The organism is Bradyrhizobium sp. STM 3557 (genome assembly GCF_045571465.1).
In the GTDB taxonomy this organism is placed as follows: Bacteria; Pseudomonadota; Alphaproteobacteria; order Rhizobiales; family Xanthobacteraceae; genus Bradyrhizobium.
On record NZ_CP120697.1, the window covers coordinates 2604389 to 2627087 of the forward strand.

Annotated in this window: 19 protein-coding genes and 1 pseudogene; 8 read left to right on the plus strand and 12 right to left on the minus strand. The window is 62.7% G+C overall.

Annotated features, from left to right (window positions below):
• Positions 1–47: 47 nt before the first annotated feature.
• From P6U24_RS11795 to P6U24_RS11810, 4 genes and pseudogenes are all read right to left on the minus strand, one after another.
• Positions 48–254, minus strand: a complete 207-nt coding sequence (locus P6U24_RS11795; RefSeq protein ID WP_407159288.1) for an MEDS domain-containing protein — start codon at positions 252–254, stop codon at positions 48–50.
• A gap of 162 nt (positions 255–416) precedes the next feature.
• Positions 417–677, minus strand: coding sequence for an MEDS domain-containing protein (locus P6U24_RS11800; RefSeq protein WP_407159289.1), 261 nt, complete (start codon positions 675–677; stop codon positions 417–419).
• A 1956-nt stretch (positions 678–2633) separates the two neighbouring features.
• Positions 2634–2824, minus strand: a pseudogene (locus P6U24_RS11805) (hypothetical protein); the annotation flags it as partial.
• A gap of 83 nt (positions 2825–2907) precedes the next feature.
• On the minus strand, positions 2908–5307 hold the full coding sequence (locus tag P6U24_RS11810) for an EAL domain-containing protein (protein WP_407159290.1): 2400 nt from the start codon (positions 5305–5307) through the stop codon (positions 2908–2910).
• Between the two features lie 377 nt (positions 5308–5684).
• Here P6U24_RS11810 and P6U24_RS11815 point away from each other — a divergent pair, with 377 nt between their 5' ends.
• Together P6U24_RS11815 and P6U24_RS11820 are read left to right on the plus strand one after the other, a co-directional pair.
• Positions 5685–5864 (plus strand): hypothetical protein, encoded by a 180-nt coding sequence (locus tag P6U24_RS11815; RefSeq protein ID WP_407159291.1) that lies wholly within the window; start codon positions 5685–5687, stop codon positions 5862–5864.
• Positions 5865–5869: 5 nt separating this feature from the next.
• Positions 5870–6172: a hypothetical protein gene (locus P6U24_RS11820; protein WP_407159292.1), complete on the plus strand. Its 303-nt coding sequence runs from the start codon at positions 5870–5872 to the stop codon at positions 6170–6172.
• A 51-nt stretch (positions 6173–6223) separates the two neighbouring features.
• Here the strand turns inward: P6U24_RS11820 and P6U24_RS11825 are convergent, their stop codons facing one another.
• Positions 6224–6673, minus strand: a complete 450-nt coding sequence (locus P6U24_RS11825; protein ID WP_407159293.1) for a response regulator — start codon at positions 6671–6673, stop codon at positions 6224–6226.
• Between the two features lie 529 nt (positions 6674–7202).
• Between P6U24_RS11825 and P6U24_RS11830 the strand changes: the two genes are divergently transcribed.
• The gene (locus tag P6U24_RS11830) at positions 7203–9020 is read left to right on the plus strand and encodes a glycoside hydrolase family 15 protein (RefSeq protein WP_407159294.1); all 1818 of its coding nucleotides are present in this window, start codon (positions 7203–7205) and stop codon (positions 9018–9020) included.
• A 13-nt stretch (positions 9021–9033) separates the two neighbouring features.
• A complete protein-coding gene (locus P6U24_RS11835) occupies positions 9034–9498 on the plus strand; it encodes a HEAT repeat domain-containing protein (RefSeq protein ID WP_407159295.1) in 465 nt (154 codons plus the stop codon).
• Positions 9499–9505: 7 nt separating this feature from the next.
• Here P6U24_RS11835 and P6U24_RS11840 read toward each other — a convergent pair whose 3' ends face one another.
• The 6 genes from P6U24_RS11840 to P6U24_RS11865 all read right to left on the minus strand — a co-directional run bounded on the left by P6U24_RS11840 (position 9506) and on the right by P6U24_RS11865 (position 17166).
• Complete coding sequence (locus P6U24_RS11840) at positions 9506–10267, minus strand: slipin family protein (protein WP_407159296.1); 762 nt, start codon at positions 10265–10267, stop codon at positions 9506–9508.
• Positions 10267–11664 carry an NfeD family protein gene (locus tag P6U24_RS11845; protein WP_407159297.1) on the minus strand — a complete coding sequence of 466 codons (1398 nt, stop codon included), beginning with the start codon at positions 11662–11664 and terminating at the stop codon, positions 10267–10269. The genes P6U24_RS11840 and P6U24_RS11845 overlap by 1 nt, the downstream gene beginning before the upstream one ends.
• Positions 11665–11989: 325 nt before the next feature.
• Positions 11990–12184, minus strand: coding sequence for a hypothetical protein (locus P6U24_RS11850; protein WP_407159298.1), 195 nt, complete (start codon positions 12182–12184; stop codon positions 11990–11992).
• Between the two features lie 135 nt (positions 12185–12319).
• Complete coding sequence (locus P6U24_RS11855) at positions 12320–13210, minus strand: hypothetical protein (RefSeq protein ID WP_407159299.1); 891 nt, start codon at positions 13208–13210, stop codon at positions 12320–12322.
• 232 nt (positions 13211–13442) lie between these two features.
• On the minus strand, positions 13443–14651 hold the full coding sequence (locus tag P6U24_RS11860; RefSeq protein WP_407159300.1) for a PepSY-associated TM helix domain-containing protein: 1209 nt from the start codon (positions 14649–14651) through the stop codon (positions 13443–13445).
• Between the two features lie 181 nt (positions 14652–14832).
• Positions 14833–17166: a TonB-dependent siderophore receptor gene (locus tag P6U24_RS11865; RefSeq protein WP_407159301.1), complete on the minus strand. Its 2334-nt coding sequence runs from the start codon at positions 17164–17166 to the stop codon at positions 14833–14835.
• A gap of 338 nt (positions 17167–17504) precedes the next feature.
• On the opposite strand from P6U24_RS11865, the gene P6U24_RS11870 reads away from it, so the two are divergent.
• The 4 genes from P6U24_RS11870 (at position 17505) to P6U24_RS11885 (ending at position 22337) form a co-directional block, all read left to right on the plus strand.
• On the plus strand, positions 17505–18065 hold the full coding sequence (locus P6U24_RS11870; protein ID WP_407159302.1) for a carboxymuconolactone decarboxylase family protein: 561 nt from the start codon (positions 17505–17507) through the stop codon (positions 18063–18065).
• A gap of 252 nt (positions 18066–18317) precedes the next feature.
• Positions 18318–18782, plus strand: coding sequence for a (2Fe-2S)-binding protein (locus P6U24_RS11875; protein WP_407159303.1), 465 nt, complete (start codon positions 18318–18320; stop codon positions 18780–18782).
• Positions 18783–18792: 10 nt separating this feature from the next.
• Positions 18793–20997, plus strand: a complete 2205-nt coding sequence (locus tag P6U24_RS11880) for a molybdopterin cofactor-binding domain-containing protein (RefSeq protein ID WP_407159304.1) — start codon at positions 18793–18795, stop codon at positions 20995–20997.
• Positions 20994–22337: a c-type cytochrome gene (locus P6U24_RS11885; RefSeq protein WP_407159305.1), complete on the plus strand. Its 1344-nt coding sequence runs from the start codon at positions 20994–20996 to the stop codon at positions 22335–22337. Before P6U24_RS11880 ends, P6U24_RS11885 begins: the two co-directional genes overlap by 4 nt.
• A gap of 10 nt (positions 22338–22347) precedes the next feature.
• On the opposite strand, the gene P6U24_RS11890 is transcribed toward P6U24_RS11885, so the two are convergent.
• Entirely contained in the window at positions 22348–22593 is a 246-nt protein-coding gene (locus P6U24_RS11890; protein ID WP_407159306.1) for a DUF3551 domain-containing protein, read from the minus strand.
• Positions 22594–22699: the final 106 nt, after the last annotated feature.

The following is a 22699-nucleotide window of genomic DNA, read 5'->3' on the forward strand; positions in this document are numbered from 1 at the left end:
CATTTCCGACCATGGGCTTTCCAGCGGCAACGACGAGCAATCAGAGATCAACTGCAGGTGTGCGGTCTGTCTAAGGCGTCCTGGTGAGCCATCACGATAGCGACGAACTCATCTGCGGTAACATCAGCAAGATAGGTACAAACCGCCGCTACCTTTGTCGCACCCAGCGCTGCATTGATCTTCAATTCGTATTCGATGAAGCTTTTGGTCTGCTCCGTTCCGGAAACCCAGCCGGTATCTCCGGCGGCACGCAAGAACTTGAAGCCTTAGGCCAAGGCTCGATCTTGCCTATCGAGCAAGGCTTCGTTGATTTTCTCGAACGACTTGAGGTCTCCCGACGTGTCAAGATACCAGTCAGGATGCGACAGCATCTCGAGCTGTCCGCGGGCAAAGTAAGGTTCGACGTCCTCCTCCACTTAAGGCGTCAGCGCGACGCAAGCCGCTTTTCTTGTCACCGCCTTCGGCATCACCCATAGGCAACCTTCACCGTTCTTCAGACCTTCGGTGACGTAGGGCGCGACCATACGGAGAAGCTGGTCGAAGTCCCGATAGAACTGGCAGAAGTGCCAGCCCGGTTCCACCTTCTTGACGGCGGTGGGCCCGGTTGCTCCTGGAACGGAGATGATCTTCTTGTCGGTCAGGTAGATCAGAACGTTGGCTATATCTTCGGCGCTCATTCCTGTCGCCCCGATGTTGAACTCACTGGGAAACAAGCTGGCTAGGCCATCGGCGCCATGTTTTGCCGCGGGGTATCCCCAGTGCCAGAAGCGGAGCGCGTACGCGTTCCGGGATAAAATGGTCGTGTTGATTCATCGGATCACCATAACAATGCTTGAAGCTACTCCGTGGCGTTTCGTAGTGCCTCGTCACATTCGACATCGCCGCTTTAGCATGGTCCGCCGTACCGATCTTATCGTCGGACGTCGTCATCGGCCATAGACGGATTGCACACATCGTGGAGCCGCGCTTGATGCAAAGCATCTCAAACTCAGCGACGATAATGCCACTCGTTTGTGACGTGGATCGCTGGCCAAGTGCTTGGGCCAAGCGCGGATTGTCGATCACGATAGAGACGTCTGCAATGGCCGGCCGACGAGAACATCAGCGAATGCGACCGCCAAGAGCGAACCAGTAGGGCGTCGATCATTGAGAGGCGCAAGGCGGATCGAACTCGACCGGCGAGATGCTGCCGTGAGCTGTTGCAACGGTTGGGCGCTCTGCAGTGCTACGGCGCAAGCCAGGAGCCGACAATATCGGGAGCTTTGGTAAGAAGTACTTGTATTAAGGGTAACTCGTTCCCAGGATGTGCACCTTCAGTTCGATCGACCCTGAGCGTCAGAGTTCGCCTGGTTTGAGGTGCCTGATCGGATCCGCGTTCTGTGTTGGTAGGACGCCGCCGCTCTGGCGGACGCCGCAGATGCTTGGCGCAAAAGCTGTTTGGCCTTCACCGCAGCGTTATTGACTGCCACAACCTCGGAGCGCAGTCTCTCAAGATTTTCCCGAAGATCCTGCCTGGGTCCTTTCATGCCTTCGATCGTTGATTGGCTTTCCCTTCTACGGGCGCGAGCTCGCGATATCGCCGTCGCAGTTCGATCCAAAAGATCGGACCGTTTCTCAAAGTCCGGGCGGGCCGCAGCGCTACCGCACAGCAGCAGGAATAGAGCGCGTTCGGCCTTGTAGCGTGCCTCGGCACGCCTCGCCTCCAAGCCGCACATCATGGCCTTGCCCTGGATCGTACAGACCGACCACTTCCATCGGTGGCGGCCGCATCTCTTCAGCACGACTTCGAACTCAGAAAAACGGCGACCGATCTTGTCATCTTCTGGAGGATTCAGCACACAACGGCCCCTTCGATCGTTCGTCCTGGGAATATTGATGTATTGTCTTATGGGCTAGAACTTCCGCCAGCTTTGCTGCAGGCCTTCGTCGCTTCTCTATGTACTAAGAGCCCTCTACGCCGCGAGACTATTTGAACAACCATTTCTAAGCTCTTTCAAGAACTGTTGCTCGTGTTCGATCCGCGACAACAGAGCTGGCGCTGCTCTAGGTTCCGGCACTCGGCGATAGTAGGACAATAGTACCCGACAATCATTGGCTATGTCGGAAAAGAAGATCGCGGATATCGCTCAGTATGGACCCATTTTGACGCGCTGTTTCGCAAAAGTTGTTGCGCGAGCAGGCCAGGCAGGGGAGCAGCTGGCCCTATTGCAAACTCTGCCTGGTTCCGCAGGGGGGAGTCGGTTTGTTTCTCCGGCAAGAGGACTAGCTGCATGCACAGACGACGGCATACCAAGCAGAGAATACCGTTAGAGACCATCTTGCTTCATTGGCGGTCGAAGCGCGTGGTAAAGCAACATCCTCCCCGTCCGGCCCGAGCGGTTGACGACCATTGAAGAAGGTTCGTCAGGCCGAGACTGCATCTATGATGGCGAATTGGGCAGAATTGCAGAAGTCCTCCGCTTCCCAATGGGGACGATAAACCCGTTACTGCACTGTGCATTCAAAACAGAGCTCGACCACCAAACGATGGCAAACTTGGCGCTGTGCTTGAAGAAGCGTGTCGATCGCTTCCCCACGGCGGCGATCAGACATGAGGAGAGAAAGCAAATCGCGGAAAGGCTATTCGACAGCGCGAGCAGTTCGCCACCCCGTGCGGTGACTGGAACGGCCAGATAGCTGCGGACCGGTACATTACCGGGCGGCATTCCTCGATGAGGTTCGATCTTGCCGTAGCGCGGGTCGGCGAGGATATCAGGAGATCGGATCACGCTCTCTCCGCGAACGTCGGTCCGAACACTGCCGTGTTGCGCGGCATCGGGAAGTTGGCAGAGCTTCGCCGCGCGTCCCTGACATGAGCTGCTGCGCAAGGCTTCGAAAAATAACGGTCGCTTTTCTCGCCCGCTCCCCTTAGGCGCCGATCGCTTTCGCAGCAAACATATCAGTCGGCTCAGATCTGGGCTGGCCATGCGTGAATTGTCGGAAACTGTCGATCGCGGCGGGGCGTCCGAGCAGATATCCTTGAACCTCATCACAGCGTTCAGCCTGCAAGAATTGCAGTTCGGCCTCGGTCTCCACACCCTCGGCGAGGACGGGAAGTCCGAGCCCGCGACCGAGCCCAAGTACCGCTTTGACTATTGTTGCGGCCTGGCCATTGGAGTTAACGGATTTGACGAACGACCCGTCGATCTTGATCTTGTCGAAAGGAAACGCGCGTAAGTTCGAGAGCGAGGAATAGCCTGTCCCAAAGTCGTCCATTGCTATGCGAACACCCATGGCCTTTATCTGCCGAAGCGTAGCTAGTGCCCGGTTGAAATCCCGGACCAGCGCTGTTTCGGTGATCTCAATCTCGAGGCGGCGCGGCGCAAGACCCGTCTCCAGCAGAATTTGATGAAGTTCCTGTACAAAATTGACATTATAGAGCTGCACGGCCGAGACGTTGACAGCGACGGTCAGCGGCTGCGGCCATGCTGCGGCTTCGAGGCATGCTGTCCTCAGCACCCAGTCACCGATCTCCCGAATTGCGCCCGTCTCCTCAGCGATGGGGATGAACACGGCCGGTGAGATTGCGCCACGTGTTGGATGCGTCCAGCGCAGTAAGGCCTCAAAGCCCGTAACAGCTTGAGACTGAGTGCCTCGTTGAGGTTGGAATTCCAGTCGTAGCTCGGCACGCGGAAGCGCGAGGCGCAGATCGTGTTCAAGCATGCGGCGTTCGCGAACTGCAGCACCCATCTCCGCCTCGAAGAAGCGATAGGTATTACGGCCTTCGGCCTTTGCGCGATAAAGGGCGGTGTCGGCGTGGGTCAAAAGTGTCTGACGATCTAATCCATCATTTGGACATAGCGCGATACCAATGCTTGTGGAGATACCGCTGGCCTCCGGCGCTTCGCTTGCAATGCGTAGGGTTTCCAGGATTTTCTCCGCAAGGCGGCTTGCCGCGGTTGGACTAGTCAAACCAGGAACTAGAATCGCGAACTCGTCGCCTCCAAGACGCGCCATGATTTGCTGTTCACCCAGTGCCGAAGTTACACGCGAAGCGACGGCTCGCAACACCTCGTCGCCAGCTGCGTGGCCGAACAGATCGTTCACCTCCTTGAACTTATCCAAATCCAGACAGAGGACCGCAAGACTTTCGCCTTCAGCCAGGGTGGCGATTTCCTGGTCCATCCGCGCATTGAAGTAACTACGATTGGGAAGTGATGTTAGTGCATCGTGATGTGCGAGATAATGGATGTGCCGTTCGGCCTCCTTACGCGCCCGGAGGTCTCGAACTGCGATGACATGGTGTGGGCGTCCGGCGAAATTGATCGGACGCAGGATCAGCTCTACCGGCGTGATCAGATCATTAACATGTTGCAGGCTGGTCTCTACTGGATGATCTGGCTCAGACAGCAGCTTGGCACGCGCAACATTGTCCGGAAAGCAATCAGCGAGATTTGAGCCAACGAGAGTCGCCGTCGGCAGTCCGCTCAGGTTAGCAAAGCTGGTATTGACAGAGACGATAGTCTCCCCGTCACAAACAACAAGCCCCTCAACAGAGGCATTTGCAAGATCGCGCATCCGATCGACCTCGAGCTCTGAACGGCGATGGTCGCGGATATCTAGCACTACACCTGCGAGAGCCAGCCCGATGATGGCGCAGCTCGCGATTGCAACCCCCGCCGCAAGCCATTCGGCCGGCAGCGCCGATTGCGAAATCTCTATGGTGGGATCGGGGATGATCGACACGGCACCCATTGCAGTGAAGTGGTGGCTGCAGATCGCGAGCGTCAGCAGCACGGCACCGCCAATCTTCCATTTTGCATCCTTGCCAAGACCGACAGGCAGCGCCACGGCGCCGACTACCGCTCCGAGGATGATTGATGCAGCAACGAGAGCGGTATCCCAGAGAATGATGCCCGCGATCTCGAACGCGGCCATTCCGGTGTAGTGCATTGCGGCGATGCCACCCGCGATGATAGCGCCACCTGTCCACGGGCCGAAACGCCAGTCCGGGGTTAGTGATATTGCAAGGCCCAAGCCGGTGAGTAAAATGGCGAAGACAAGCGACAATAGGCTTAATGCAATATTATAACCGCTGGGGATTCCCGGCGTGAACGCAAGCATTGCGATGAAATGCGTCGCCCAGATACCGAACCCGGTGGATATCGCAGATACCAGAAGCCAAACTGCTCGCATACGTCCGGTGGACTTGCGGGCGTGGTGGAGCAAATTGATCGCCGCAAATGATGCTAGCAGACATACGAGCGCTGCCAGACCAACCAGTCTCAAGTCGTGGGCGTCGGCAATGCAGCTATAGACTTTGAGCATATTGTTACCGTGAGGCGGATCTACCGCGATTAACCGAAAACCTTAGGGGTGAGTCTGTAAAATGCGGTAAATGCAGCCCTCGCGCTGCTAGTGCGAGCCGAGAGCGCGTCAAGGTTGCGAATTGCGTCATTTAATAGAGGGAGCCGAACAGCGTACTATTCGGTAAGGTGACTTTAAGATGTCCCGCAGCTGTAACCGATCGGTGTGCGTTCGCCGACGCTCTGAACGGGATTTGGCCGCTTCGGTGAGTGGAAAGACCGCAGAACGGGCGGAATGGTACGCGCATGAGGTTCTCGCCTGCGACTTCGCGGAGCACAGCGCCCTTAAATCGAGTCCTCAGGTAGCATGCCGACCAACTCCGCCGCCCAAGGCTCTTCTTGACGCTGGCTGAAGCCCTCACGCGAAAAGCAATCGATCTTGCGAAGGCTGGCGATTTGACGGCGCTGCGGCTGTGCTTTTACCGAATCATCCCGTCGCGAAAAGATCGGCCGCTTTCGTTCGCGGTGCCGGCGATCACCTCTCCCGCTGAAGCGGCAAGTACGGTTGCGCAGTACTGACTGCAGTGACGGATGGGAATCTTAGGCCAACCGAGGCAGGTGAGGCTAGCAAGATCGTTGACAACTACTTCGAGGCTGTCGAGGCGTCCGAGCTTGTGGCGCGCATCGAGGGCCTGGAAAAGATGGGGGGCGAGATGAAGGGGAGCCTTGAAGCCTGGGTTTCCAAGCTGGAGCAATTCCGGGCTCCGCGGTCTTCCTACGTGGTGCGCGTGAGCCACCCCCAGACGGATGCAGAGCTGGACGAACTAAAGGCGGCTCGCGTGGAGGCGCCATTCTCCTGCATGTTTTTCGCGACAGCTGAGGAGTGATGGCCAAGATGATTGCAAGCGGCCATGGGGCATAGATGCAGAGCCGCAGTATTAGCGGGAGGATTGGAAAGTTGGAGGCGCAGCACAGGCGCCGTCCTGGTGAGATGCTCCGATCTGGAGGCACCTGGTCAGAACTGAGTCGATTACGCGCTTGAGCTCTTCGGGCGTGCAGGGCTTCCTGAGGACGGGCCTGCTCTTAAATGAGTTCGGAACGCCGTCCGAGCCATAGCCGCTTAGGAAAAAGAAGGGCAACCCTCGACCCGCAACCATCTCGGCAACGGGCTGCACGTTGAAGCCTTGCAAATTGATGTCGAGGATTGCGAGGTCGTACTGCTCGATCCCGGCAAGAGAGCAGCCGTCATCGACGCGCCCAGCCTCCGCAACAACCTTGTGCCCGAGTTCTTCGACCATTTCGACGAGCATCATCCGAATGAGGGCCTCGTCTTCGATAAGGAGTATGGATGCTTGGCTCACGTCGCTTGCCCTACAGGTATCGGCCAACCGCTGAACCTCCCGCGTCGTCGTCTTCGATGACCAGGATGGTCGGAAGTTCCACCAATTTTCTCCCGAGCCAATTTTGGCACGACGGTACAAAGTGCACACAGGGAAAAAGGTTCCCGATCTTGACACAACGTCGCGTATCGGCTTCTGGCGCCGCGGAGCAAACAAGGGCCATCGCACCAGCCGCAGAAGACCACCCCCGAGAACGATGACCTTGGACGGTGAGCGCTGTTGCCGTGGTGCATCGTGAGCTTTGCCGTCCTCGCCGAGACCTGAAGCGGCGCTCCAGGCGCGCCCCTCGCAGCGAAACTCAGCCCGCCTCCGGCTCCCGCAAGACCCTCGACGCGATCACGGAAGCAAGATGTGGTATATCGACGTCGAAACTCGCACGTTCGTGCCACTGGGCCTGCCACAATCCGGGCCGGCGACCTCAGTCGCCCATTTGAGCCATGGAAAGTCCAGACCAGTTGATCTCGTGCAAACGATGGTTTTTCGACCAACTAGTCGAGCGAGCGGAGGAGACGAGATCATGGGCTACAAGCCGATCGAGTCCTACGGCGTCATCGGCGACCTGCACACCGTTGCCCTCGTCGGCATCGACGGGTCCATTGACTGGTGTTGCCTGCCGCACTTTGACTCGCCGAGCGTCTTCGCAGCGATCCTCGACGACCAGAAAGGAGGCTCATTCCGCATCGCCAGTCTTTATGAGGCGCAGCACAAGCAGATGTATCTGCCTGACAGCAACGTCCTGGTCACACGCTTTCTCGGCGACCAGGGCGTCGGTGAGGTCGTGGACTTCATGCCGGTTCAAGGCCCGCGCGAAGTCAGAAAGATCCACCAGATCGTCCGGGTGGTGCGGGCGGTGCGCGGGTCGGTCCGCTTCCGCCTCGATTGTCGGCCGGCTTTCGACTTTGCCCGCCGACCCCACCAGGTCGTCCTGGAGGGCCGGGGAGCGATCTTCGAGGCGCAAGGGATGAAAGTCTCTCTGGTCAGCCGCTTCCCGCTCGGCCGGCAGGGCGACGGCGTCGCTGCCGAGTTCGTCCTCAACCCCGGCGAGACGACCACGTTCATCTTCCGTCAGGTGGAAGAGAATGGCGACAGCGCTCGTGACGGCACCCTGCTCGAGGCGCGGCTGGTCGGCACGGAGGCCCTGACGCAGACCCTGGCCTTTTGGCGGCAGTGGCTGAGGAAATGCAACTATTCAGGCCGCTGGCGCGAGATGGTCCACCGCTCGGCGCTGGTGTTGAAGCTGCTTACGTTCGCGCCGACCGGCGCGATCGTTGCGGCGCCGACCTGCGGCTTGCCGGAAGAGATCGGCGGGGTGCGCAACTGGGATTATCGCTATACTTGGGTGCGCGACGCCGCTTTCACCAATTACGCCTTTCTGCGCCTGGGGCTGACGTCGGAGGCAGAGCAGTTCATGGCCTGGTTGGAGCAGCGGGCCATCGAGGGCGCCCGGGGCGACCCGTTGCAGACCATGTATCGCATCGACGGCGGGCACGAGCTGCCCGAGGAAGTTCTCGGTCACCTCGATGGCTACCGTGGCTCGCGTCCCGTGCGGGTCGGCAACGCTGCTGCAGAGCAGCTGCAGCTGGACATTTACGGCGAGCTGATGGACGCCGTCTATCTATACGACAAGTACGGGACGCCGACCGCCTATGACTTCTGGAGCCACCTGCGCAAGATCCTGGATTGGGTGGCGAACAACTGGGAGCGAGCTGACGATGGCATCTGGGAGGTACGCGGTGGACAGCAGCAGTTCGTCTACTCCAAGGTGCAGTGCTGGGTGGCGCTGGACCGAGCCATCCGACTTGCCCGCAAGCGGAGCCTGCCACTGGACCGCACTCGCCTGGCCGCGGAGCGGGACCGTATCTACGAGGCCATCATGACGCGCGGCTGGGACGCGGAGCGGCAGACCTTCGTGCAGCACTTCGCCACTGACGCGGTGGATGCGTCCAACCTGATCATGCCGCTCGTCTTCTTCCTGTCGCCGACCGATCCCCGCATGCGCGGGACGCTGGATCGGATCATGGCGGAGCTGGTGTCCGACAGCCTTGTGCACCGCTACGAGATCGGCAAAGGAGCCGGCGACGGCCTCACCGGGAGCGAGGGAACGTTCAATATGTGTACGTTCTGGCTGGTGGAAGCGCTGGCCCGGGCCGGCCGGGTGGAGGAGGCCCGCTTCATCTTCGAGAAGATGCTGACCTACGCCAACCACCTCGGCCTGTACGCCGAGGAGACGGGTCCACGCGGCGAAGCCCTGGGCAACTTCCCGCAGGCATTCACTCACATCGGGTTGATAAGCGCCGCGTTCAACCTGGACCGCCGCCTCGGTGTGGGGACTTGAGCAGGATCAGGCCATGAGCGTGCAGGTCGCTTATCTAGGGACTTCCGTCCCAGACTGGGTGAGGGAGCTTTCGAGCAGCGATCCGCTGCAGCGCCGCCTCGGTGCGTATGCTCTGGGCGAGATCGGCCCCGCGGCAAGTGCGGCAATGTCCGACCTCGCCGCTGCCCTCCAGGACCCGGTTGGATTCGTGCGCGTCTGGGCGGCGGCAGCCTTGGCCCGGGTGGCGCCATCGGGTGAGGAGTCGGTCGCCGTTCTCATTGCGGAGTTGGGCAACGAGCTTGCCTTCGTCCGCAGCTTGGCGGCCTGGCACCTCGGTCGCCTCGGTCCGACTTTTCCGGGGATCGAACAAGCCCTCCTTCCGCTCCGACAGCTGGCGCGTGATGAGGATCCGAGCGTGCGGGTGGAGGCCGCACTGGCACTGGGGATGCTCGAGGGGAAGGGCGCTCCGCCGCCGGAGCTGAGATCCTTGTGCCCTTGAGCTGAACTCACGTCGATCCGCTCCGCAGGCCGAGATGGTCGAGCAGATTCGTCGGGAGCGGAAACACGACGGTCGAGGATCGTTCGCCCGCGATGTCATGCAGCGCCGCGAAATAGCGAAGCTGCATCGCCTGCGGCTCCTGGGCGAGGATGCGGCCGGCCTCGACGAGCTTTTCGGCGGCCTGCTGCTCGCCCATCGCATTGATCACCTTGGCACGCCGCAGCCGTTCCGCTTCGGCCTGCTTGGCAATCGCGCGCACCATGGTTTCGTTGATGTCGACATCCTTGATTTCGATCGCGGTCACCTTGATCCCCCAGACGTCGGTCTGCTTGTCGAGGATCTCCTGGATGTCGGCGTTCAGCCTGTCTCGTTCCGCGAGCATCTCGTCGAGTTCGTGCTTGCCGAGCACGGACCGCAGCGTCGTTTGCGCGAGCTGGCTGGTGGCGGACATGTAATCGCTCACCTTGATGATGGCGCGTTCGGGATCGATGATCCGAAAGTAGAGCACAGCGTTGACCTTGACCGAAACGTTGTCGCGCGAAATCACATCCTGGGGCGGCACCACCTGCACCATCACCCTGAGATCGACCTTCACGAGCTGCTGCACGACCGGAACGAGGATGATGAGGCCCGGCCCCTTCACACCGGTGAAGCGTCCGAGTGTGAAGACGACACCGCGCTCATATTCCCGCAGGATGCGAATAGCTTGGGTGAAGAATATGATGACGATCAGGGCAATCGCCGCATAGGTCAGGTAATCGATCATCATCATTTCTCTCCCTTGCTGCCGGCGGCTGGTGCGCGCCGTACGACCAGCGTCAAATCGACGATGTTGGACACTTCGACGACCTCGCCGGGCTTGAAGGCTTCGACACTGCGCGCCTGCCAGCGTTCGCCATGCGCAAAGACGTGTCCTTCGTTCTCGTTCCAGTCGAGGACCTCTGCAGCCAGGCCGCGCATGGCTTGCGCGCCAACTCTTGCCGGGCTGCTGCGAGCGCGCCAGATCGAGCCGAGAACGACAACAACAAAGCCGGTCGACATCGCCGTGACGATGGCGATAACCGACCACGACAGCCTGTAGCCGGGCGCCTCGACCCTGAAGAGCATCACCGCTCCCAGGATGAAGGCGATGACTCCTCCGAGGCCGATCACCACGGTCGGGTTGAAGGCCTCGATAGCGAGAAGCGCGATGCCGACCAGCATCAAGGCAAGGCCGGCGTAATTGATCGGCAGCAAATTGAGTGCGTACAGACCCACCAGCAGGCAGATCGTGCCGACGACACCTGGGGCCACCGCGCCGGGAGACATGAATTCGAAGATCAGCCCGTAGGTGCCGACCATCAGGAGAATGAATGCGACGTTGGGATCGGTGATGACCGCGAGGAATCGGGAGATCCATCCGGGGTCGATGACTTCGATGACGGAGCCCTTCGTCGCGAGGCGCTGCGTCTTGCCACCTGCAACTTCGACGGTGCGCCCATCGACCAGGCTCAGCAATTCGGCCGGATCGCGTGCAATGAGCTCGATGACACCGGCCTGCAACGCGCCGTTGGCCGAGAGCGTGGCGGCCTCACGCACCGCCTTCTCGGCCCAGTCGGCATTACGGCCACGCAGTTCGGCGAGGCTACGGATGAAGGCGACGGCATCGTTTGTCGCCTTCGCCGTCATGGCATCCTTCGGCTCGCTTGGGTGGTCGCCATCCTTCTTGTTGTCCTTGCCGTCCTTGTCCGGGGCACCGCTCGGCAGACCCGGTATCGGCCCGCCGATCTGCACCGGCGTCGCTGCGCCGATATTGGTGCCCGGCGCCATCGCCGCGATATGAGTCGCATAAAGGATGTAGGTGCCGGCGCTTGCCGCGTGCGCGCCCGAGGGCGCGACGTAGCCGATGACAGGGACAGGCGAAGCGAGCACATCCGCGATGATCTCGCGCATGCTGGAGTTGAGGCCGCCCGGCGTATTGAGACGCAGAATGACGATCCCGGCGTGTCGTTCGCCTGCCTTGGCCAAGGCGTCCTTCACGTAGCTGGCCGAGGCAGGTCCGATCGCTCCATCGATGGAAATCGTCAGCGCAAGAGGACCGCTCTCCTCCGCCAAACCGGGCAGGAGGGAGACGATCAGAGCGACGATGGTGATCGCCGCAACGACGGCCGCCTTGACGGTCTGCACGGCAACAACTCCCTTGTCGAGAACATGGTGTTCCCGTTCCGGAACCTCAATGCCCCCGTCAATTACGGCAGCGCGTTCCGAAAACCGTTGTGCAATGCGATGGCTCGTCTGGCGTACGACGGCCTCGGCGCGTCTTGATAGTTGCGCCCGTGCGGAGAGCAACCAGACAGCCCCTTTGCACCCATGGACGAGAATTCTGAAAGGCGGCGCCGTTTACTGAACCGCTTCCGGCGTCGCGGCCATACTCAGTCATCTTGCGAGTTGGTCTCGCTCACGAGGGCGGCAACGATGATCGGGAAGTGACACGCCAACCGCACCGAGAGCATCAGTCGTCATGGCTGAGATCGGCGGGCTTGCGCGGCAGTCCCAGAGTGCCGCCCTCGCCATGCTCGAGGTCGCGATCGCGACCGTCGCTCTTGCCGGCATCTTCGATGGCTTGCTGCAGCTCGCGTGCTTTATCGCTTCGGCGCGAGGAGCCGCCATGGGTTGACGTCGAGGGCGTGGCATTCGGTCTGGGCATCGCCGCTTTCCAACCGTGATTCCAACCGCGAGTGTGCAGGCGATCAGGAGAAGCAGGAGATCCGGCGGCCGGCATGGCGGAACGATTAAGGTCAGGCGCGGCGATCCCTGCGCAATGCAGGGATCACCATTGTTCTCATTCCGGCAATGGAGCCGATCGCCGCCACATGTCGCGTCGGCGGCTGAACCGGTTCGCATGCTCCATCCAATCGGACAGCGGCGCGCCATCGCGATGTCGCCCGCCGCTCTCGGCACCGAGCCAGGCGGCGACGGCGCCGAGCAGCAGCGCGGTTGCGACCGAGAACGCCAGGATGACCGTGCCGGCGCGGGCATGCTTGATCGCAGTCCTGGCGTCGCCGATCACGGTGTCGACACGGCGCTCCGCGTCCGCACCTGTAAGCCCCGTGGTGGCCGTCACCAGCTGGACCAGATAGGCGCGGTCGTCCGTGCTGACGCCGCTGTGGCTCGATGATGTCAGCAGAATACGTCCGGCCTCGGCGCGCGCGGGCGCGAGCTCTGTCGTCGGCGCCCGGCGCGCGGCGCGGAACAGATGGTCGATCTCGTAGCTCAGGACCGAAGGCTCCGTCGTTGTTGCCGGCGGCGACAGCGCGGTCTGACGGCTGGCCGCGGATGCGATCATCGCCGACAGCACGATGCCGAGCACGATCGCCAGCGCCCATGCGGCGATGCCGTGCATGCCATCGCGCCGCTCGGTGTCCTCGGATGCGGCGCCGTAGGGCGCGCGCACGCGTCCGGCGACATAGCCGCCGCAACCGAAGCTGATCAACGCCTGCAGCACGAGATAGATGCCGGAGAGCAGCCACAGCGCCACCGAGGCATCGCGCCAGGTCGGCGCCGCCGAGCTCACGCCGAGTCCGATCGTGGCGCCGAATGTGATGAGGATTGACGAAATGGCGGCGGCCGTCAGGGCTCCCGCCACGATCGGTGTCCAGCGCAACGTCCATGGGTCAGGCGCGTGCGTCCTGACCACCGGCGTTGCCTCCACCGGAGGTGTTTCGATGTTCATGGGCCTTGCCTCACCGCAGGCCGAAGAACGAGAGAATGGCCATGATGACCACGATGAGTCCGATCAGATAAATCAGTCCGTCCATGTTGTCCTCCTCCTCCTCGAGACTGTGTGCCTCGATAAGAGACGTCGGACCTCATGGTTCCCAAACTTATCAGTCCGGGGGGAATAGACATGGTCAGCTTGCTGCAGTGCCGTCCGAGTCCCCGATAGCGCTCTTATCCAAATTGTCTCACTCGCCTGGAACCAGACGCATCTCGGCCTGGTGCGCGAGGCGGCGGTGACGTCGGCGCGACACATAGAGCAACAGGCCAGTGACGGCGAACAGCGGCATCGCCGCCGCTGCCAGCATGAACACCAGCTTGCCCGGCCAGCCGAATATGCTGCCGCGATGGATGTCGAGGACGCGCATCAGCATCCGCTCGCCAATGGTCTTGTCGGCGTAAAGTTCCGAGGAGACGAGTTCGCCGCTCGCCGCATCGATTCGGAATTCATCGCGAGGCCCTTCCGTGGAGTCCTCAGCCCATGCCCTGACCCGCACGATTGTGGCGTCGCCGGCAGGCAGGTTCATCAGCACGGTCCTGAAGCGGTTGCGTTCCAACTGCTGGAACGTGGCCCAGACCCGATCGAGCGCCAGCGGTCTGCTCTCCCGCTTGGTGCCAGCTTGGACATCGCTCTTGGCGGCGCGCGCACCGCGCGGCGCTTTTGGCTCCAGCTCCGCATCGGCAGCCCGCGGTCGCGACAGCAGCCAGACCGCACCGTTCTTGTACCAATCGAACGAGTACCAAAGCCCGGTCAGCGTCATCACCAGATAGATCGGCAGCACCCAGGTGCCGATGACGGCATGTAGCGAGCGGTGCAGGCCGCGGCCGCGTAGGCCGAAATTGGGCTTCAGCCACATCTTCGCGCTGGCGGCGCGATGGGGCCAGCGCAGCACCAGCCCCGAGATCAGCAGCACGAGCAGGCTGATCGTCGCGATCCCGGTGATCTGCCGGCCATAGCCTTTGGCATCGCCCGGTATCAGCAGCCAGCGATGCAGCCTGCGAACGGTGGCGAAGAACTCCTCGCCGCGGGGTGTGCCCAGCACATGCGCATCATAGGGATCGACAAAGACCGAGGTCGGCCGCGATCCGCCATGGCTGGGAGCAAAGCGGATGCGGACCGCAGAGGTGGGGTCGCTCGACAGCATGATGGCGGCGACCCGGCCATCGCTGGGCGGTAGCCGCGCGATCAGCTCGTCCGGTGTCAGCAGCGGCGCCTGCCGGGCCTCCACATGGCTCATTCCGGCGTTCAGGCCGGCCTGGATTTCTTCCTCGAAGCTCATGGTCACGCCGGTGAGCGCGACCACGGTCAGCAGCAGCGCGATCACGAGGCCGATGATGGAATGGATCTGCAGCAGCGCGGCTTTGATCGCGGGCTTGAACATGAATGGAAGGGGCATGCGAAGCGAGCATCTCGGGCGGTGAACTGAATTTCCCGTCAATGTCGGCCGCGCACTTCAAGCCCGGAGCGCAACGCGTTCATTGACTGCCGCTGCTCATAGCGAAGTCCGCCACGCTCTGCCAATCAACCTGCGCGGCTGCAGTTTGTAATAGCTCTACATTGGCGGGGAACATCACGCGTCAGAACTTCACCGTGGCCGAAAGCGAGAAGCGCCTGGGGTCGCCGATCGCCACGTTCAGGCTGCTGCCGGTGGTGGATGTGTAATAGGTCTTGTCGAACAGGTTCTTGACGTTGAATTGATAGACCACCGGCAGTTTGTCGTACTTTGTTTCGTAAGTCGCAAAGATATCGGCGACGGTGTAGGCCGGCATGAAGAACATGTTGTGCGCATCCCCTGGCCGGTCGCCGATGTAGCGTGCGCCGCCGCCGAGCCGCAGACGGCCGGGCAGGGCATCTCGGAAATCATAGACGAGGTAGAGCGAGGCGGTGTTCATCGCGGCGTTCAGCAGCTTGGCATTGCCGTCGATGGGATCGTCGACCAGTCGCGCGTCTGTGTAGCCATAACTTCCGATCATGCTCCAATTGTCGGTCAGCTTGCCGGTCACGTCCAATTCCACGCCGCGCGAGCGGGCTCGGCCGGCCGCCCGCCCCGTCGAGGTGCCGTTGCCATTGTCCTGCAGCACCAGGACGTTCTTCTTGTCGATGTCATAAAGAGCAAACGTGCCGGACAGGCGCTTGTTGACGTCGAACTTGATCCCGGTCTCCCATTGCGTGCCTTCTTCGGGCGCGATGGTGGAATCGACGACGAAGCCGCTGGCGAACGCTGCTATGGTTGAGGTCGGCTTCAGCGACTGCGTGTAGCTGGCGTAGAGCGAGACCTCGTCGGTGAGCTTAAAGATGACGCCGCCGAGCGGCAGCGCCTTGTTGCCGGAGAGATTGGTGTTGGTGACGAAATTGGTCAGTCCCTTGCCGGCAAGTTGCTCATATTCCATCCAGCGCACGCCGCCGACCAGCGCTAGCCAGTCGGTCAGATGCAGCGTGTCCTGGAAGAACAGCGCATTCGTGCCGAGCTTGTCGGTCTGGGCGCTGTCACTGTCGCCAATCGTCGTGCCGGGCTGCACCAGCCCGTAGACAGGATTGTAGACATTGAACACCGGCCTGGTGATCGGCTGACGGAGCAGATATTGGCGGTAGATGGTGCGATACTGCGCGTCGCCGCCAAACAGCACCTCGTTCTTCATTCCTCCGAGCTCGATGCTGCCATTGATATAGGACGTGCCATAGCTGACATTGCTGAGCGCTCCGAGCGTGCCGTCATCGCTCCGCGTCTCGTTACCCTTGGTGTCGATCTTGGTGATGCGGAGCTGATAGGCGTCGTAGCTCTCGGTGTTATAGCTGTAGGCCGCGGTGACCTTCCAGTCCTCGCTCAGCTTCTGCTCGACCGAGGCCTGCATCAGGTCGGAGGTGCCCCACATATTGTTGAAGGGCTCGTCAAGCCGGCGGGTCGGTGGAACGGCCAGCGGCGCGCCGTTGACAAAAGCCGTGCCGCGGTCGAACGGGGTGATGAACTCGCGGTGCTCGTAATTGAGCTGGACTGTCGTGGTGTCGCCATACCACGCCAGGGACGGCGCGATCAGCATCTCGCGATGGCGGCCGAAATTGCGCCAGTAGTCCTCACTGACTCCGTAGCCGATGAACCGATAGGAGAGGCCGCCATCGCCGATCGGCCCGGTGATGTCGATGGTGCCGTCGGCGCCGCTTCTGCCATGAGCGTAGGTCGAGCCGAGCAGCGTGACCGAGCCGTGCTGGTCGAGCTCTGGGCGCTTGCTGATGGTGTTGACGATGCCGCCGGGGTCCATGATGCCGTAGAGCAAAGAGGCTGGCCCCTTCAGTACCTCGACGCTTTCGACCGCGGCATCGAGGCTGCGGCCCTGCACCAGCGGCATGCCGTTCCGCATGATCGAGCCGTCGCGGTTGTCGCCGAAGCCGCGGCGGATGATGGCGTCCTGGGTGCCGGCGAGCGTGTTGGTCTGGGTGATGCCGCTGACATTGACCAACGCGTCGTCGAGATTGCGCGGCAACTGGTCCTTCAGCACCTGCTCCGGCACCACGTTGACCGATTGCGAGGTGTCGAGCGGGGAGGCGCCGGTGCGCAGGGTGTTGGCGCTCGGCATCGCACGATAGGCGAGCTTGGCTTCATTGATCGCCGCTGCCGCGGCGGCGCGTTCCGGCGGAGTCGGAGCAACGGATGCTGCGGCAATTCGAGACCGCTGTTGCGCGGCGGCTTGTGTACTTGTCGCTGTAGTTGTTGCCGCGCGCACCGGCTTCTTCCTGCGTGCCGGCGCGTCCACCGTCACCGGCGGCAAGTCGACCGCGGATTGCGCAGAGGTGATCGTACTGGAGAGAGAAGTATTGCCGAGGAGCACGGCCGCGCCGATCAAGAGCTGCGCGTAACCCCTGCCGGCTCGATGTTGCGTGTGGGTTGCGAGTCGGCAGGAAGCATCGGTCGTCACGTCGGCGCACTTTCAGAAAAACGAAGGCAGAGATTCACATCCGTGCGTCTATCAGCGATGGCCCATGCTGAGAACATGATGGGACTTGAATCCCTCTAAGAAGGGATTGGCTTGCGCGAGCCTTGCGCGATCATCGCGCGAATTAGTTCTGCGGCCAAGGCATGCGGCCGCTTGCGATGCGCGCAGGCGGGCTGCGCGATGCCGCGGGCCAAGTCAATTGGCACATGAGTATGGTTCGTGATGCGCCGGGCAAATGTCGTACATCCGTCACGTGAACTTCACTTGTCCGCGCCCGCCGGGATTGCCAGCTTGCGGCTCGTTGCAACAGGAGATCGATCATGCGCCTGCCCATTGTCAGCCCAACGGAATTGACCGACGAGCAGAAGCCGCTCTACGACGACATGAAGAAAGGTATCGAGGCTCACTTCAAGGGCTTCATCAACATCCGCGACGACGGCGCGTTGCTGGGTCCATGGAATCCGTGGATTCGCGAGCCGCGCTTCGGCAAGCCGGTCTGGGAGCTGGTGAAGGCGATCGCCTCCAATCCATTGCTGCCGGCGGCGGTGCGCGAGGTCGCGATCCTCGTCACCGGCGCGCATTTCCGCTCCGGTTATGAGCTCTACGCCCACGTCCTGGTGGCCGAGCAGCGCGGCCTCTCGGACGCGAAGCTCGCCACCATCGTCGCCGGCCAGCGGCCGGTCGATCTGACCAAGGACGAGGCCGTTGCCTATGATTTCGCTTCCGCGTTGGTCAGTGGCGGCGTGCTGCCGGAATTGACCTACAGGGCGGCGGTCGCGCAATTCGGCGCGCATGGCGCGGCCGAATTGTCCTATCTGATCGGCATCTATTGCATGGTGTCGGTGACGCTGAACACCTTCGACGTGCCGGTGCCAGAATAGGCGGCATGCCGTGATGCGGCGGGCTCGCGGAGGCCCCACCCGAGCCCGCATCGATATGTTTCCGGCAAAGATCGTGCGAAGTTGAAAGAAGATCGATCGCGTCGGGACCCTATCTCCATCATCAACCGATCGTGAGGTGACATCCGTCATGGACATGAAATGACGTATGTCATATGAAGCGCGACCGCGCGGTCGCGTGCATGGCGGATGATCGCGCGTGACGCTGTGGGCGGTGGGGTTCGAGAGGTACGCATGGCGACGACACTGACGATCAATGGCGAGCAGATCTCGGTCGATGCGCCGCCTGACATGCCGCTTCTGTGGGTGCTGCGCGACGTCATCGGCCTCACGGGCACGAAGTTCGGCTGCGGCATCGCGCAGTGCGGCGCCTGCACGGTGCATGTTGACGGCAAGCCGGTGCGCTCCTGCGTGCTGCCGGTCGCCGCGGCGCGCGACCGGCCGATCACCACGATCGAGGGCATCGGCGCCACCCAAGCGGGCGCCCGGGTGCAGAAGGCCTGGCTCGATCTCGAGGTGGTCCAGTGCGGCTATTGCCAGTCGGGCCAGATCATGGCGGCCGCGGCGCTGCTGGCAACGACGCCGACACCCGACGATTCCGATATCGACGCGGCGATGGCGGGCAACATCTGCCGCTGCGGCACCTATGTCCGGATTCGCGCCGCGATCAGGCAGGCCGCGTCCGGCCGGCAATCGTGAGGCGCGCGCGATGAATCTGTTCGACACCTTTTCCGACCTCGCGCGTCCCGACGTCTCGCGCCGCAGCCTGCTCAGCGGCGGCCTTGCCGCCGGCGTGCTGCTTGCCTTCCATCTGCCGGTGCGCGCGGCCAACGAGCCGGTGCAGCCGCCTGATGTGACCGATGGCAAATTCGCGCCCAACGCCTTCATCCGCATCGACACCCACGGCCGCACCACGCTGGTGATGCCGCAGGTCGAGATGGGGCAGGGCGTCTACACATCAATCGCGATGATCCTCGCCGAGGAGCTCGATGCCGATATGGCCCGGGTTGCGCTTCAGCATGCGCCGCCGAGCGACAGGCTGTACGGCAATCCGGCGTTCGGCATTCAGGCGACCGGCAATTCCAACTCGATCCGCGCCTGGTGGATGCCGCTGCGCAAGGCGGCGGCGAGCGCGCGCGCCATGCTGGTGCAGGCCGCAGCCAGGCAATGGCAGGTCGAGCCCGCAAGCTGCACGACGGCGAAAGGCGAGGTCTCGCATCAGCCGAGCGGCCGGCGAATCGACTATGGCGCGCTCGCCGATGCCGCACGCAGTGAGACGCCGCCGAAGGACGTCGCGCTGAAGGACCCAAAGGACTTCGTCTATATCGGCCAGCCGCTGAAGCGGCTCGATACACCCGACAAGGTCAATGGCAAGGCGGTGTATGGCATCGATGCGATGCTGCCGGGCATGAAGTTCGCCACGCTCGCCGCCTGTCCGGTGCAGGGCGGCAAGGTCGCCAAGGTCGATGACACGGCCGCGCGCAAGCTGGCGGGCGTGCGCCAGATTGTCGTGCTCGACGATCTCGTCGCTGTCGTCGGCGACCACATGTGGGCGGCCAAGAAGGGCCTCGATGCGCTCAAGATCGACTGGGATGAAGGCGCCAACGCGGCCGTCAGCTCCGAGCAGATCTGGCGCGAGCTGCGCGCCGCGAGCGAGCAAGGCGGCGCTATCGCCAAGTCCACCGGCGACGTCACCAAGGCGCTCGCGGCCGGCGAGCGGATCGAAGCGTCCTACGAGATGCCGTTCCTCGCGCATGCGACCATGGAGCCGATCAACTGCACGGTGCATCTGAAGGCTGACAGCTGCGAGATCTGGACCGGCACGCAAGTGATGACACGCGTGCAGTCGGCGGTCGCGCAAGCGGCCGGGCTGCCCATCGACAAGATCATCGTCAACAATCATCTGCTCGGCGGCGGCTTCGGCCGCAAGCTCGAGCCCGATATGGCGGTCGCGGCGGTGAGGATCGCGGGGAAGCTCGATGGCCCACTCCAGGGCGTTCCGCTCAAGGTGGTGTGGACGCGCGAGGAGGACATGCGCCACGACGTCTACCGCCCGGCCTATCGCGACACCATCGCGGCGACACTGTCGGACGGCAAGATCGCCGCCTTCAAGTACAAGGTGGCCGGCTCCTCGGTCATGGCGCGCTGGTTTCCGCCCGCCTTCCAGAAGGGCATCGACATCGACGGCGTCGACTGCGCCGTCGACCAGCCTTACGACATTCCCAATCTCGAGGTGGCCTTCGTGCAGGCCGAGCCGCGCGGCGTGACCACAGGCTTCTGGCGCGGTGTCGGTCCGAACAACAACGTGTTCGCGATCGAATGCTTCATGGACGAGCTCGCCCGCAGGGCCGGCCAGGACCCGGTCGCGTTCCGCCGCGCCATGCTCGGCAAAAATCCGCGGATGCGCGCTGCGCTGGATCTCGCCGCCGAAAAATCCGGTTGGGGTCAGCCGCTGCCGGCGCGCGTCGGCCGCGGCGTCGCCGTGACGCCGGCCTTTGCGAGCTTCATCGCCACGGTGGTCGAGGCGGAGATCGATGACGCCGGCGAGGTGCATCTGCGCCGCATCGTGTCCACGGTCGATACCGGCATCGCGGTCAATCCGGATACTGTCATAGCGCAGATCGAGGGCGGGCTGATCTTCGGCCTGACAGCGGCGCTCTATGGCGAGATCACCATCGCGAAGGGCCGCGTGCAGCAGTCCAACTTCAACGACTACCGGATCTTGCGCATCGACCAGGCGCCCAAGATTGAGGTTCACCTGATCAAGAGCGGCGAGGCGCCCGGCGGCATCGGCGAGGCGGCCGTCACCGTAGGAACGCCAGCGCTGCGCAACGCGATCTATGCCGCGACCGGTGTCGCCTTGCGCCGCATGCCCGTCGACCGCAGTCTCATCGCCGCAGGGAGGAAGGCATGAGCAGCCTCTGGCGCATTGTTGCTGCGATCGTCGTGGTTGGCATCATCGCCGTCGCGGCTGCCGTGTGGTTCGTCCGCGGCCCGTCGCCCCTTGCTTTCGCACCCGGCAGCACCGTCGCGCTACCAGACTATCATGGTGCGAATCCGACCGGCGTGCCGGCCTCGCTCGCCCAGGCCGACCAGGTCACGCGCGGCGAATATCTGGCGCGCGCTGCCGACTGCACCGCTTGCCACACCGCGCCCGGAGCCAAGGAGCTGGCCGGCGGACTCGGCTTCAAGCTGCCGTTCGGCACGCTGTATTCGACCAACATCACGCCCGACAAGGACACCGGCATCGGCAACTACACCGATGCGGAGTTCATCGCGGCCGTTCGGCAGGGCATTCGCCGCGACGGCGCGCGGCTCTATCCGGCGATGCCGTATACGTCCTACAGCTATCTCAGCGATGCAGACGTGCTGGCGATCAAGGCGTATCTGTTCAGCCAGCCTGCGGTGCATGCGGCCGTGCCGGCGAACACGCTGGCGTTCCCGTTCGACCAGCGCTGGGCGATGGTCGGCTGGGCGATGGTCTTCAACCGCGACACGCGCTTTGCGCCGAACGCGTCACAATCGCCGGAATGGAACAGAGGCGCGTACCTCGCAGAGGCGCTGGCGCATTGCGGCGAGTGCCACACGCCGCGCAACATCGCCTTCGCGCTCGATGGCCGCAAGAAGTTTGCCGGCGGGCTGACGGCGGGCTGGCGCGCCTTCAACATCACCTCGGACAAGGCGACCGGCATCGGCGGCTGGCGTGATCAGGATCTCGCCGATTATCTCGCCATCGGCCATGCGCCGGGTCACGGCACCGCATCGGGTCCGATGGGGGAGGCGGTCGATCACAGCTTCCGCTATCTCGCGCCGGAGGACATCAAGGCCATTGTCGCATACTTGCGCAGCGTGCCGGCGATCGCCTCGCCCGACCAGCCGGCGACGCCGGCGCCGGTGGCGCCCGCATCGCATCGCGAGGGTGTGATGGCGGATGCGCGCGGCAAGATGGTGTTCGAAGGCGCCTGCGTCTCCTGTCATGGCTGGAGCGGCGAAAGCGCGATCTCGCCGCTGGCGACGCTCACGGGCGCCGCCGCGGTGAACGATCCCAGTGCGGTCAACGTCGCGCAGATCGTAATCTCAGGCACCAGGCGCTCGACGCCGGATGGCGCGCTCTCGATGCCCGCGTTCGGCAATGCCTATTCGGACACCGAAATCGCGGCGCTGGCGAACTACGTCACCGGTCGCTTCGGTGCCTCCGCCTCCCGCATCACGCCGCAGGAGGTCGCGGAGCTGCGCAAACAGGCCTCCGACTGAGCGCCGTCAATTAGCGCGGCGGAGCGCGATGTCCGCGCTGCCGTGCAAACGCGTAGCGCGGATTGATCCCGCAGGTGGCGTTGGTGCCTCGGGCGCTGGCGCGGCACTGCTCCAAGGTGGCGAACTGGCAGTTGCCCGGGAAGCCCCAGTGGCGGCCTTGCAGACAGTAGCGGCTTGCGCCGGCAGCCGGCGATAGCGTGCCGAAGCCGGCCAGGATGCAGGCGGCGGACGCGGCAGCGAACATCAGATGGCGCATGGCGGACCTCCCGAGCGATTGAACGCGACATGAACGCAATCGCGCAACAGACGTTCCGATCATCGCACGCAACCAGACGGCGAGCCAGTTCGATTGTTCGTGAGCA

Coding starts and splice junctions, on each gene's coding strand:
- P6U24_RS11885 (WP_407159305.1), top strand. CDS start 20,994: ATGAGCAGCCTCTGGCGCATTGTTGCTGCGATCGTCGTGGTTGGCATC.
- P6U24_RS11835 (WP_407159295.1), top strand. CDS start 9,034: ATGAGCGTGCAGGTCGCTTATCTAGGGACTTCCGTCCCAGACTGGGTG.
- P6U24_RS11880 (WP_407159304.1), top strand. CDS start 18,793: ATGAATCTGTTCGACACCTTTTCCGACCTCGCGCGTCCCGACGTCTCG.
- P6U24_RS11870 (WP_407159302.1), top strand. CDS start 17,505: ATGCGCCTGCCCATTGTCAGCCCAACGGAATTGACCGACGAGCAGAAG.
- P6U24_RS11855 (WP_407159299.1), bottom strand. CDS start 13,210: ATGAACATCGAAACACCTCCGGTGGAGGCAACGCCGGTGGTCAGGACG.
- P6U24_RS11860 (WP_407159300.1), bottom strand. CDS start 14,651: ATGCCCCTTCCATTCATGTTCAAGCCCGCGATCAAAGCCGCGCTGCTG.
- P6U24_RS11840 (WP_407159296.1), bottom strand. CDS start 10,267: ATGATGATCGATTACCTGACCTATGCGGCGATTGCCCTGATCGTCATC.
- P6U24_RS11800 (WP_407159289.1), bottom strand. CDS start 677: ATGAGCGCCGAAGATATAGCCAACGTTCTGATCTACCTGACCGACAAG.
- P6U24_RS11830 (WP_407159294.1), top strand. CDS start 7,203: ATGGGCTACAAGCCGATCGAGTCCTACGGCGTCATCGGCGACCTGCAC.
- P6U24_RS11810 (WP_407159290.1), bottom strand. CDS start 5,307: ATGCTCAAAGTCTATAGCTGCATTGCCGACGCCCACGACTTGAGACTG.
- P6U24_RS11850 (WP_407159298.1), bottom strand. CDS start 12,184: ATGCCCAGACCGAATGCCACGCCCTCGACGTCAACCCATGGCGGCTCC.
- P6U24_RS11890 (WP_407159306.1), bottom strand. CDS start 22,593: ATGCGCCATCTGATGTTCGCTGCCGCGTCCGCCGCCTGCATCCTGGCC.
- P6U24_RS11875 (WP_407159303.1), top strand. CDS start 18,318: ATGGCGACGACACTGACGATCAATGGCGAGCAGATCTCGGTCGATGCG.